A 12,289-nucleotide genomic window follows, 5' to 3' on the forward strand; every position below is an offset into this window, starting at 1 on the left:
CACAGGGTCGGCGGGTGTACGCAAAACCTGTGGCCACCCAAAAACTACCGTGGGAGCGGGCTTGCTCGCGAAGAGGCGGCACATCCAACCTCTACATCGCTTGACATACCGCCTTCGCGGGCAAGCCAGCTCCCACAGGGTCGGCGGGTGTACGCAAAACCTGTGGCCACCCAAAAACTACCGTGGGAGCGGGCTTGCTCGCGAAGAGGCGGCACATCCAACCTCTACATCGCTTGACATACCGCCTTCGCGGGCAAGCCCGCTCCCACAGGGTCGGCGGGTGTACGCAAAACCTGTGGCCACCCAAAAACTACCGTGGGAGCGGGCTTGCTCGCGAAGAGGCGGCACATCCAACCTCTACATCGCTTGACATACCGCCTTCGCGGGCAAGCCAGCTCCCACAGGGTCGGCGGGTGTACGCAAAACCTGTGGCCACCCAAAAACTACCGTGGGAGCGGGCTTGCTCGCGAAGAGGCCGGCACATCCAACCTCTACATCGCCTGACATGCCGCCTTCGCGGGCAAGCCCGCTCCCACAGGGTTTTGTGCTGGTTTCAGTTTGCCGGTTGGAACGGCACAAACTCGGTCACTTCCAGATCGAACCCGGACACCGCCTTGTACGGCACTGGTGAACTCATCAGGCGCATTTTGCGCACGTTCTGGTCGCGCAGGATCTGTGCGCCGATGCCCAGGGTCCTCTGCGGGAATTGCGGTGTACGCAGTTTACCCCCGCTGCGCTGGCGCAACTGTTCGAGCACGCCGTCGGCGGTTTCCTTCTGTGCCAGCAACACCAGTACGCCGCAATCGGCGGCAGCGATACTCGCCAGCGAACGCTCGAGGGTCCACTGTTGCGCCCCGCTCTCGCTTTCACTCCCCAGCACATCACGCAACGTCTCGATGCTTTGCACCCGCACCAGTACCGGTCGGGAGCTGTCGATCCGGCCTTTGACCAGCGCCAGGTGCAACGAGCCTTGATAGGTGTCCTGATAAGTCGTCACCTGGAACTCGCCGTGGCGGGTATGCAACGGATACTCGCCGCCGCGCTCGATCGTGCCTTCATGCAGGATGCGGTAGTGAATCAGATCGGCAATGGTGCCGATCCGCAACCCATGCCGCTGGGCGAACCCATGCAACTCGGGACCACGGGCCAGTTCGCCGTCCTCGTTGAGAATCCCCACCAGGGTTGCCGCCGGTTGCAGGCCCGCCAGACGTGTCAGGTCGCAGGCGGCCTCGACATGCCCGGCCCGCTGCATCACGCCACCGGGCAAGGCCTGCACCGGGAAAATATGCCCCGGTTGCACCAGGTCCGCCGGACCGCTGGCCGGGTCGACCGCCACCTGGATCGACCGCGCCCGGTCCGCCGCCGAAATACCGGTGGACACCCCAGTGGCCGCTTCGATGGAGCGGGTAAACCCCACACCATGTTGCGCCCGGGAGTTGGGCACCATCAGGTCCAGGCCCAGCGCGCGGCAGCGCTGTTCAGTCAGGGCCAGGCAAATCAACCCGCGCGCCTGCACTGCCATGAAGGTTACAGCCTCGGCGCCGGCCTGCTCGGCGGCCATCAGCAACGAGCCTTCACCGTTGTTTTCATCGTCGGTGATGACCACCATCTGACCAGCGCCGATGGCTTCGATCAGTTGCGGCACGGTATGGAAAGTCAGGCCGTTCACTTGAGGGCTCCACGCAGATCGACGCAAGCGTCTGACAACGCTTGCGCGGCTGCTTCGACAAACGGCGCCATGCTGATGAAACCGTGAATCATGCCTTCGCAGCGCTGCACTCGCACCGCGACTTCAGCCTTGCGCAGGCACTCGGCCAACGCCTCGCCTTCGTCCCGCAACGGGTCGAACCCGGCAGTGATCAGCGTGGTCGGCGGCAAGCCTGCCAGGTTCTCGGCACGCAACGGCGAGGCCAGTGGGTCATCGGCCTGCGCCGGGTCTTGCAGGTACTGCTCCCAGAACCAGCGCATCGCCTTCGCGGACAGCAGATAACTTTCGGCAAATTCCTCGAAGGACTGACTGTCGCAACCCGCATCGGTGACCGGGTAGAACAGGCACTGATAACTGACCTTCGGCCCCTTGCGTTGCGCCGCCAACTGACTGACTGCCAGCGCCAGATTGCCCCCGGCACTGTCGCCGGCCACGGCCAGACGGCTGCCATCAAAACCAAGCTCGGCCGCCTGTTCGACCAACCAGCAAGTCGCCGCATAACAATCGAGCGGTGCTGCCGGGAACTTGTGTTCCGGCGCCAGTCGATAGGCCACAGACACCACCACCGCCTCGGTCTGGCGGGCCAGTGAGCGACAGAGATTGTCGTGGGTATCGAGATTGCCCATGACAAATCCGCCGCCATGGAAAAACACCAGTAACGGCAGGTTGGGCTCTTCCGATGGCCGATACAGCCGTGCATCCACCTCACCCTCCGCGCCGGCCACCCGCAGGTCGCGCACCTCGCTCATCGGATCGCCGGGGATGGCCGGCAGCAGGTTGTCGGAGAACTGCCGGTACCGGGCGGCATCGACCTGGCTGAAATCAGGTTCCGGGATGTCGCGAAACTGCTGGAGTACGCCAGCGATCTGCTTATCGAGCGGCATGGGCATCGTCCTCTACGTCGGCCATTTGAAACTGCGGATTGGTCTCGCCCAGGATGCTTTGTACCCGGCGCTCAAGGGCCGCCTTGAAACCCTTGTGGGGCAGAATCCAGAAGCGTTTATGCGCGACGGCGGCGAACACTTGCGCGGCCAGTTCAGCCGGGGTCATGCCCTGGCGAATGGTGCTGTCGAGCAGTTGGCTGAAGTCCGATCCGGCGGTGTCCACCACCTGGTTCGACGCCATGATTTCACTGGCCACCGGCCCCGGGCACAGCACCGAAACCGACACCGGCGCACCGAGCATGGCCAGTTCGTAATGCAGGGTTTCCGAGAGCGCGACCACCGCCTGCTTGGTCACGTTGTACGGCGCCATCAACGGACTGCTGACCAGCCCGGCAAGGGACGCGGTGTTGATCACATGGGCTGCCCGGCCCTGACTGATAAGCAGCGGCACAAAGCAGCGAATGCCGTTGATCACGCCATTGAGGTTGACGTTCAGCATGCGCTGCCATTGCGCCTCGGTGATTTCCCAGCTGAAGCCGGTCTGCATCACGCCGGCGTTGTTGAACAGCAGGTCGACCCCGCCAAAGTGCTCGACAGCCCGGTCACGCAAGCGCTCGACCTGCTGCACATCACCGACATCGGTGACGCAGGCAATCGCTTGCACACCGCGGGCCTTCAATTCGTCGCGCAGGGCTTGCAGGCCCGCTGCATCCCGATCCGCCAGCACCAGGCGCATGCCCAGCGTCGCCGCGTGTTCGGCCAGGCCTCGGCCAATACCACTGGCGGCCCCGGTAATCACCGCTACCGGCCCTTGTTCATCACTCATCGCCAACTCCTGCCATGGGTCCAATGGCGCCAGTAGAGCGGGCCTGCCTGAAGCAGCCATCGTCCATTCAGACGATGCCCGCTTTTACAGGGCCGGCAGAATCCATTACATGCGCCAAACCCGTGAGCCCTTGGGAGAATAACAAGATGAGTACCCTGCACCGCATCGAAGCCAAACTGCTGGAAGACCGCTACGCCCGAGGCTGGCATTGCCTGGGCCTGGCCGCGCAATACCGCGACGGCAAGGCCCATCGCCTGGAGGTGTTCGGCACCCGTCTGGTGGCGTTCCAGGGTGAAGACGGCGAGCTGCATATTCTTGATGGCTACTGCCCGCACATGGGCGCCGACCTGAGCACCGGTTGCGTTGAAGGCAACTCGATCCGCTGTCCGTTCCACGCCTGGCGCTGGGGCGCCGATGGCGTGTGCGATGACATCCCTTATGCCAAACGCATTCCGCCACGGGCCAAAATCAAAAGCTGGCCGATCATGGAAGAGAACCAGTTGCTGTTCGTCTGGAATGACCCCGAGGGCAACCCGCCGCTGCCGGAACAACGCATTCCGCGCATCGACGCCTGCTTCAACGACGAATGGGCAGCCTGGGAGGTCGCCGAATTGCAGATTGGCACCAACTGCCGCGAACTGATCGACAACATCGCCGATATGGCGCACTTCGGCACCGTGCATGGCGCGCCGGTCGAAGAGTTCATCAACGTTTTCGAAGGCCACCTGGCGACCCAGATCATGCGCGCCCGCAGTGAACGCCTGTCCGGCGACAGCGTGCTGACTACCGAAGCCACCTATTTCGGCCCGGCCTATCAGATCACAGAAATGAACGGTGCCATGAACGGCCAGCCGATCCACTCGATCCTGCTCAATTGCCACGTACCGATTGACCTCGACAGCTTCACCCTGCGCTACGGCGTGCTGGTGAAAAAGATCCCGGGCTTGAGCGAAGAGCAGAACCAGGCGATGGCCAAGGCCTACGTGGCGCAGGCTCAGGCGGCCTTCTACGAAGACGTGGCCATCTGGCACAGCAAGACCCGTGTCGACAATCCGCTGCTGTGTGACGGCGACGGCCCGGTCTATCAGTTGCGCCGTTGGTACGAGCAGTTCTACACCGATGTCCAGGCGCTGTCGGCAGACGTTGCCGAACACAAGAAGTTTGTCGTGCGCGCCAGCGAACGGGTCTGACTCAAGCGGCTTTTCGCCCGCCCCGGGCCTGATCGGCAGCCGCCCGTCAGGCCCTGAGCCCGAGCGTTGCAAGGAGCCGATACCGGCGCTTATTCTCGGCCACCGCCAACGCTAATAATAAAAACGGTTTTCCCCCATGCAGCAGAGCCTCAGTCTCGATACGTTCAGTGATTTGATCGGCAACCTCTATCAGGGTCCGCTGGAAACCATTCCCTGGGCGACTTTTCTCAATCAGCTCAATGTGCATCTGAACAGCAAGTACGTGACCTTCATCCTGCGTCCGCCCAGCGCCCACGTGGACGGCTTGATGGTCAACACCACCGGCACCTCGACCGAGGCGACCGCGTCCTATAACAAGCACTTTTTCAGCCTCGACCCGTTTGTCGACCTGCCCAACCGCCAGGTCGTGACCCTCGCCGAGTTCGTCTCCAACGACGACTGGCAGAACTCCGAGTTCTACAAGAATTTCCTCGAACCGGTGGACGTGTTCCACATCCTCGGTGCCGACATCAACACGGTCGACGGCGCCCAGTGCCGCATTCGCATCAGCCGCGGACGTGACGACAAGCCCTTCGGCAATGAAGAAAAGGCCATGCTCACGCATTTCATTCCGCACCTGGAACGCTCGATCAAGATCCACATGCAGCTCAACCGCATCGAAGCCGAGCGCAATCTGTACGCTGGCGCGGTGAACCAGATGGCGGTCGGCACGATCATCCTCGACGAGTCCGGCAAGGTGCTGCAGACCAACCAGGTTGCCGACCGGCTGATCCAGGAAAAGGACGGCATCAAACTGGTCAACGATGGCCTGCAGGTCGGTACGGCCCGGGATACCCAGGAGTTCCGCCGACTGGTCAAGCAGTCACTGCTGTCGCAAAAGAGCAGCAACCCGTCGGTGGTCGAGGCCCTGCGTGTGCAGCGGCCGTCCGGGAAAGCCGACCTGGGGATCATCGTGCGCTCGGTGCCATTGACGGACTGGAGCGAGGGCAAGCAGTGCCCGACCGTGGTGATTTTCATCAGCGACCCGGAGCAACAGTCCACTGCGCCACAGGAAATCGTTCGCGCGCTGTTTGACTTCACCCCGGCGGAGACCCAGCTGGCGATGCTGTTGGCCAATGGCCTGACCCTCGACGAAGCGTCGGAAGAGCTGGGCATCAGCCGCAACACCTCGCGGGCACACTTGCGCTCAACCTTCTCCAAGACCGGCGTGACCCGCCAGACCATGCTGGTGCGCCTGATCCTGCGCAGCGTGGCGACCCTCGGTTAACCCTCATTGCCCGCCCTCGTCCGCTCGGACGATGGCGGCTCCCGTTGTACAGCGCACAGTGTGTTTATCCCAAACAGGGGACTGCCCCATGCGCAACTGCCCAACCATCCTCAAGACTGAATTGCTGGCGCAAAGCGGCCACTTTCAGATCGAAGCCCTGCACCTGCAATTCAGCAACGGCCAGCAGCGGGTCTACGAACGTCTGCGCGGCACCGGTTATCGCTCGGTGATGCTGGTGGCGATGCCCGATCCTGAGCATGTGCTGCTGGTGCGCGAATACGCGGTCGGTGTGGAAAAAACCATTCTCGGCCTGCCCAAGGGCGGCGCCGAGCCCGATGAAGACTATTTGCAGGCAGCGCAGCGCGAGCTGAGTGAAGAAGTCGGCATGCGCGCCGAACGCCTGACCGAACTGGGCGAACTGACACTGGCACCGGGACACCTGTGCCACCGCTACAAGGTGGTACTGGCCGAACAACTGAGCCCCTGCCAACTGCAAGGCGACGAACCCGAACCCCTGGAATGCCTGCGAGTGCCCCTGGCCCATATCCCCGAACTGGTGGCCCGCGGCGAACTCCATGAAGCCCGGGCCATTGCAGCGTTGTTCATGGCCATGGGCGCCCTCGCCCGACGAACCTGACACCACACAAAACCTGTGGTCACCCAAAAACCACTGTGGGAGCGGGCTCGCCCGCGAAGAGGCCGGCACAGCCAACATCTACCTCGCCTGACACGCCGCCTTCGCGAGCAAGCCCGCTCCCACAGGGGATCTCGGCCAGACGCAAATCCCGGGGGCGCTCCCACAAGGGGTCTGCCGGGTTCTCCAGTCATCAACTAGTCCATTCGGACGAAGACGTGCGCCACCCGCCGTCATACCGTATCGCTACAACTACAAAAATCCGTGTCGAGGCTCGCCATGCGAAAAGCCACCTGCGCCCTGTTCATCCTCGTCTGTGCCGGCAGCACCGCCAGTCTGTGTCAATTGTTCAAGAATGAAGCCTACCGACCGAGCGCGGCCTACTTCAGCTGTTCGAGCGCGGCCATCAACTGTTATCCGCCAGTGGTGCGCAATCTGCTGCCTTGAGCGCGGTTCGCAACAGCCATAAAAAAACCACCGAATCATCGGTGGTTTTTTTGTTTCTCCGGGATCAGGTAGGCAGTACACCCCTGGCCCGCGACAGCGTCAGCGCCAGGTCTTCGATCATGTCTTCCTGACCGCCCACCGTGCCACGTCGCCCCAGCTCCACCAGCAGTTCACGAGCGGCAATGCCGTACTTCTGCTCGGCGCGTTTGGCGAACAGCAGGAACGAACTGTAGACCCCGGCGTAACCCAGAGTCAGCGCATCGCGGTCGAGGCGGATCGGCTGGTCCATCATCGGCACCACCAGGTCTTCGGCCACGTCCATGATCCTGTACAGATCCACACCACTGTTGACGCCCATGCGCTCCAGCACCGCAACGAACACTTCCAGCGGCGTATTGCCCGCTCCGGCGCCAAGGCCCGCAACCGATCCGTCGATCCGCGCAGCGCCCGCCTCGATGGCAGCCAGGGAGTTGGCGATGGCCATGCCCATGTTGTGGTGGCCGTGGAAGCCGACTTCGGTCCCGGCATTCAGCCCGGCCCGCAGGGCACCGATTTTTTGCGTCACTTCATCGGGCAGCATGTAGCCGGCCGAGTCGGTGCAATAGATGCAATTGGCGCCGTAGCTTTCCATCAACCGCGCCTGTTCCAGCAGTTTCTCCGGGCTGACCATGTGCGCCATCATCAGGAAGCCGACGGTGTCCAGGCCCATCTTCGCCGACATGCCGATGTGCTGGCCGGACACGTCCGCTTCGGTGCAGTGAGTGGCCACGCGAATGGTCGACACGCCGTGTTCGTGGGCCATCTTCAGATGGTCGAGGGTGCCGATCCCCGGCAACAACAGGGCCGAGACCCTGGCCTGTTTCATCTGCGGGATCACCGCGGCGAAATACTCCTCGTCGCTATGGGCCGGGAAACCATAGTTCAGCGACGCACCGCCCAGGCCATCGCCATGGGTGATTTCGATCAGCGGCACGCCCGCGGCATCGAGGCCGGTGGCCACCGAGACCATTTGTTCGATACTGATCTGATGCTGTTTGGCGTGCATGCCGTCGCGCAGACTCATGTCGTGCAGGCGCACGCTCTTACCTTGCAAATTCATGGCAATTCTCCACTCAGCGTACGGGCAGTTGCAGGGTGCCCTTGTGGGCTTCTTCGGCGAACATCTCGGCCGTGCGCAAACCGGCGGCGGTCATGATGTCGAGGTTGCCGGCGGACTTGGGCAGGAAATCGCCGAGGCCTTCGACCTCGATGAAAATCGACACCTTGCGCCCGTCGAACACCGGTCCGTTGATCAGCTTGTAGCCGGGCACATAGCGCTGCACTTCGCGGACCATCTCCAGCACCGAGGTGCGGATTGCATCCTGGTTCGGCTCGTCATCGGTCAGGCAGTGGATGGTGTCGCGCATCATCAGCGGCGGCTCGGCCGGGTTGATCACGATGATCGCCTTGCCGCGTCGCGCACCGCCGATCTTCTCCACCGCCCCGGCCGTGGTGCGGGTGAACTCGTCGATGTTCTGCCGCGTGCCCGGGCCAACCGAACCGGAGGACACCGTGGCAACGATTTCGCCGTAGCTCACCGGTTGCACCCGCGACACCGCCGCCACCATCGGGATGGTCGCCTGGCCACCGCAAGTGACCATGTTGACGTTCATCGCCAGGCTCGACGCGTGCTCCTTGAGGTTGACCGGCGGCACGCAGTACGGGCCGATGGCAGCCGGCGTGAGGTCGATCATGATCACCCCGAGCTCGTTGAGCTTGCGGCTGTTTTCCGCATGCACGTAGGCCGAAGTGGCATCGAAGGCAATACGAATGTCATCGTCGAGGACGTGGGGCAGCAGCCCGTCGACACCGTCAGCAGTGGTCTTCACGCCCATTTCGCGAGCGCGCTTGAGGCCCTCCGATTGCGGGTCGACGCCGACCATCCATACAGGCTCGATCCATTCCGACCGGCACATTTTCATCAGCAGGTCAGTGCCGATATTGCCCGGGCCGATAATGGCCGCTCTGAGTTTTTTGCTCATTGGGTCAAACTCCAAAAGTCAGGCGCAGAAAGACACCCGGGCACTGCCCAGGCCATCGATGGTCAATTCAAAACGGTCGCCGGCACGGGCCGGTTCCAGCGGTACCAGGGAGCCGGACAGGATGATTTCCCCGGCCTTGAACGGAATGCCGAAGGCGCCCAGGGTGTTGGCCAGCCAGGCCACGGCGGTCAGCGGATTGCCCTGCACCGCCGAACCCAGGCCTTCACTCAGGGGCTGGCCATTCTTGAACACGCGCATGCGCAGGTTGGGCAGGTCCAGCTCACGGGGATCGACCTTGCTGTCGCCCAGCACGAACACGCCGCAGGAGGCGTTGTCGGCCACGGTGTCCTGGATGCGGATGCGCCACTCGTGAATCCGCGAGTCGACGATCTCGAAGCACGGCATCACGTACTCTGTGGCGTCCATCACGTCGGCTTCGGTGATACCCGGGCCGACCAGATCATGTTTGAGCTTGAAGGCGATCTCGCCCTCGGCGCGGGGCTGGATCAGCTTGTTGGCGGCCAGGGAAATCTGCGCGTCGTCATCGAACGCCATCTGCCGCGTGATGAAGCCGAAATCCGGCTGATGCACGTTGAGCATCTGCTGGACCGCCGCCGAAGTCACGCCGATCTTCTTGCCAACGATCTGGTCACCGGCCGCCACTCGACGTTCAATGGCGTACAGGGAAATGTGATAGGCGTCTTCAATGCTGATCGACGGCCAACGCTCGGTCAGCGGCGCCAGGGTGGAGCCGCTGAGCAGCGCCTGATAAAGCTCTTCGCCGAACTCACGGCGCAATTGCACGCTCATCGACGGGCCTCCTGAAGAAAGGCCAGGCACTGGCGGTTGAACAGATCACGATGCTCGACCTGAACCCAATGCCCGCACTCGCTGAGCATCACGAAACGGATGCCAGAGCAGTTTTCAAGCATGGTCAGGGCACCGGAGGACGGGCAGAACTTGTCGTTCATGCCCCAGAAACCGAGGATCGGACACTGCAGCTCGCCCAGGCGCGCGGTCATGTTCGGCACCTGCATGGTCGACAGCACACACACCGGTTGTTGTTGCACCACAGCTACCCGCTCGTTGACCGTCTCGTCGCTGATCAGGCTTTCATCAAACAGTTGCAGGGCCAACAGACGACGCATGCCTGCCGCATCGTTCAGCTCACCCTTGGCGAAGGCCGCGCCCATTTTCTGGATGCCTTCCATTTGCAGGTAATACTGTTCCTTTTCCATCAGGCCACCGGGCGCCATCAGCACCAGGCGACTGACACGCTGCGGTTGGTCGAGGGCCAGTTTGATCGCGATCGCGCCGCCCAGGGAGTTGCCGACCAGCACGCAACGCTGGATATCCAGGGCGTCGAGCAGACCGCTCAACGCGGCAACGAAGAAGTCCAGGGTGTAGAGGGTGTCGGGTTTGTCCGAAACGCCGTAGCCCGGCAAATCCGGGACGATCACCCGATAGCCGGCTTCGGCGAACACCGGGTAGTTCTGCTTGAAGTTGCTGTGACCGCTGGCGCCCGGCCCGCTGCCATGAATAAAAATCACCGGCTCGCCGCTGCCGGTGTCTTTGTAGTGCAGCTGCAAACCATCCGGCAGCGTAACGAAGTGCCCTTGCGCTGAAGCGCCCATAAGGTGTCCTCCCGGCCTGTTGTTGTCGCCGGATTATTCCGAGGGCCCGGACAATCAACATCGTCCGACAGGACTACGCACCTGCACTGTGTAGGAGCGAGCTCGCTCGCGATGGACCTGAGAACACCGCGGGGTGCCAGGCATCCAGCGTCATCGTTGACGACCATCGCGAGCAAGCTCGCTCCTACACAGACAATCTCTAGTCCCTTTGGACGTTGGCCTGCCGGGGTTGCAGACCTAGCATCGGTTAAATTTCCGAGCGACTGAATGAGGCCCCCCATGCTTGATCCGATGGACTTTCGCGGCAAAGTGGTACTGGTCACCGGCGGCGGCAAAGGCGTCGGACGCGGCATCAGCCAGCGCTTCCTCGAGTGCGGTGCCGACGTGGTGATCTGCGGTCGCGAAGCCCCGCCGACCTTGCCTGCCAGTAGCGGGCGCGAGGCGTTGTTCGTGGCCTGTGACCTGCGCGACGTCGAGCAATCGGCAGGCCTGATCACGCAGATCGTCCAGCGCTTCGGCCGCCTCGATGTGCTGGTCAACAACGCCGGCGGCTCACCGAATGCCGATGCCGCAACGGCCTCGCCGCGTTTCAGCGAAGCGATCATCCGCCTGAACCTGATCGCGCCACTGAACCTGTGCCAGCAAGCCAACCAGGTGATGCAAGCCCAGGCCGACGGCGGCGCAATCATCAACATCTGCAGCGTCAGCGCCACCCGTCCTTCCCCTGGCACTGCTGCCTATGGCGCGGCCAAGGCCGGACTGCTGAACCTGACCACCTCGCTGGCGGTGGAATGGGCGCCCAAGGTGCGGGTCAACGCCGTGACCGCCGGGCTGATTCTCACCGAGCAGGCGGCCATGCACTATGGTGACGACGCGGGCATTGCCCGGGTGGCGGCGACCATTCCCCTGCAACGCCTGGCAAACCCTGAAGATATTGGCGATGCCTGTTTGTACCTGGCCTCGAATCTGGCCCGTTACGTCAGTGGCGCGGATATCGCGGTACATGGCGCAGGTGAACGCCCGGCGTTTCTCGATGCAGCCCAATCCCATTCATAAAAGGAGCTGCCACATGCCCGCAATTACCCGCCACAGTGTCCTGCTTGACCTGTCCCCCCAAGCGGTGTGGGCCAAACTGCGCGACCTGAGCCTTGCACCGCACTATGTACCTGGACTGACCGGTTGCCAGTTTCATCCCGGCGCACAGGAAGGCGTCGGCGCCAGTCGCCGGGTGCTGCGCAAGGGTGGCCAGTATCTGGATGAAAGCGTGGTGCAGTGGCAGGAAGGCACGGGGTTCATGCTGCGGTTGCACAAAGGCGGCAATGACTCGCCCTTTCCGTTTCGCGAGGCGAGTTTCAGTTATGCCTTGCAAGCCGAAGGCGACGCGACCCGCATCACCCTGCAAATGAGTTACCGCCTGCGCGGTGGCAGGTTGGCGGAATGGTTGCTGGCCAAGGCTTTCAACAAGGTGGTGAAGCAGATTGCCGAGAACCTGAAGGCCTTTTACGAAACCGGCCGCACGCAGAATCCGGATTTGGCTGTCAGCACATCCAACATCAATGTTGCCTGACACACCGCCTTCGCGAGCAAGCCCGCTCCCACAGGGGGGAAATGCCGGGGTGAGCATAAAAACTGTGGGAGCTGGCTTGCCAGCGAAGAGGCCGGCACATCCAGCATCAAT

General features: G+C 62.6%; 13 protein-coding genes. 6 read left to right on the forward strand and 7 right to left on the reverse strand.

What is annotated here, in order from left to right; genetic code table 11:
• Positions 1–553: 553 nt before the first annotated feature.
• From ACCD00_RS28115 to ACCD00_RS28125, 3 genes are read right to left on the reverse strand one after another with little or no spacing between them, the layout of a single operon-like run.
• On the reverse strand, positions 554–1,669 hold the full coding sequence (locus ACCD00_RS28115; protein WP_413428507.1) for a 3,4-dihydroxy-2-butanone-4-phosphate synthase: 1,116 nt from the start codon (positions 1,667–1,669) through the stop codon (positions 554–556).
• Positions 1,666–2,592, reverse strand: a complete 927-nt coding sequence (locus tag ACCD00_RS28120) for an alpha/beta hydrolase (RefSeq protein WP_413428508.1) — start codon at positions 2,590–2,592, stop codon at positions 1,666–1,668. Before ACCD00_RS28120 ends, ACCD00_RS28115 begins: the two co-directional genes overlap by 4 nt.
• Entirely contained in the window at positions 2,579–3,418 is an 840-nt protein-coding gene (locus ACCD00_RS28125) for an SDR family NAD(P)-dependent oxidoreductase (RefSeq protein ID WP_413428509.1), read from the reverse strand. The genes ACCD00_RS28120 and ACCD00_RS28125 overlap by 14 nt, the downstream gene beginning before the upstream one ends.
• 146 nt (positions 3,419–3,564) lie before the next feature.
• Here ACCD00_RS28125 and ACCD00_RS28130 point away from each other — a divergent pair, with 146 nt between their 5' ends.
• From ACCD00_RS28130 to ACCD00_RS28145, 4 genes are all read left to right on the forward strand, one after another.
• Positions 3,565–4,608, forward strand: a complete 1,044-nt coding sequence (locus ACCD00_RS28130; RefSeq protein ID WP_413428510.1) for a Rieske 2Fe-2S domain-containing protein — start codon at positions 3,565–3,567, stop codon at positions 4,606–4,608.
• Positions 4,609–4,744: 136 nt separating this feature from the next.
• A complete protein-coding gene (locus ACCD00_RS28135) occupies positions 4,745–5,875 on the forward strand; it encodes a helix-turn-helix transcriptional regulator (protein ID WP_095967425.1) in 1,131 nt (376 codons plus the stop codon).
• Positions 5,876–5,963: 88 nt separating this feature from the next.
• On the forward strand, positions 5,964–6,512 hold the full coding sequence (gene nudE, locus ACCD00_RS28140) for an ADP compounds hydrolase NudE (RefSeq protein WP_413428511.1): 549 nt from the start codon (positions 5,964–5,966) through the stop codon (positions 6,510–6,512).
• A 276-nt stretch (positions 6,513–6,788) separates the two neighbouring features.
• Positions 6,789–6,956, forward strand: a complete 168-nt coding sequence (locus ACCD00_RS28145; protein WP_413428512.1) for a hypothetical protein — start codon at positions 6,789–6,791, stop codon at positions 6,954–6,956.
• A 64-nt stretch (positions 6,957–7,020) separates the two neighbouring features.
• Here the strand turns inward: ACCD00_RS28145 and dmpG are convergent, their stop codons facing one another.
• Genes dmpG through ACCD00_RS28165 form a run of 4 tightly spaced genes read right to left on the reverse strand, consistent with a single transcriptional unit; the run spans position 7,021 to position 10,611 of the window.
• Positions 7,021–8,055: a 4-hydroxy-2-oxovalerate aldolase gene (dmpG, locus tag ACCD00_RS28150; protein ID WP_413428513.1), complete on the reverse strand. Its 1,035-nt coding sequence runs from the start codon at positions 8,053–8,055 to the stop codon at positions 7,021–7,023.
• Between the two features lie 13 nt (positions 8,056–8,068).
• The gene (locus tag ACCD00_RS28155; RefSeq protein ID WP_413428514.1) at positions 8,069–8,977 is read right to left on the reverse strand and encodes an acetaldehyde dehydrogenase (acetylating); all 909 of its coding nucleotides are present in this window, start codon (positions 8,975–8,977) and stop codon (positions 8,069–8,071) included.
• 18 nt (positions 8,978–8,995) lie between these two features.
• Positions 8,996–9,787: a fumarylacetoacetate hydrolase family protein gene (locus ACCD00_RS28160; RefSeq protein WP_413428515.1), complete on the reverse strand. Its 792-nt coding sequence runs from the start codon at positions 9,785–9,787 to the stop codon at positions 8,996–8,998.
• Positions 9,784–10,611 (reverse strand): alpha/beta fold hydrolase, encoded by an 828-nt coding sequence (locus ACCD00_RS28165; protein ID WP_413428516.1) that lies wholly within the window; start codon positions 10,609–10,611, stop codon positions 9,784–9,786. Before ACCD00_RS28165 ends, ACCD00_RS28160 begins: the two co-directional genes overlap by 4 nt.
• A gap of 279 nt (positions 10,612–10,890) precedes the next feature.
• Between ACCD00_RS28165 and ACCD00_RS28170 the strand changes: the two genes are divergently transcribed.
• Complete coding sequence (locus ACCD00_RS28170; RefSeq protein WP_413428517.1) at positions 10,891–11,667, forward strand: SDR family oxidoreductase; 777 nt, start codon at positions 10,891–10,893, stop codon at positions 11,665–11,667.
• Between the two features lie 13 nt (positions 11,668–11,680).
• Positions 11,681–12,178, forward strand: coding sequence for an SRPBCC family protein (locus tag ACCD00_RS28175; protein ID WP_413428518.1), 498 nt, complete (start codon positions 11,681–11,683; stop codon positions 12,176–12,178).
• Positions 12,179–12,289: the final 111 nt, after the last annotated feature.

This window comes from Pseudomonas sp. Pseusp3 (genome assembly GCF_047304225.1).
Lineage (GTDB): Bacteria > Pseudomonadota > Gammaproteobacteria > Pseudomonadales > Pseudomonadaceae > Aquipseudomonas > Aquipseudomonas fluorescens_CD.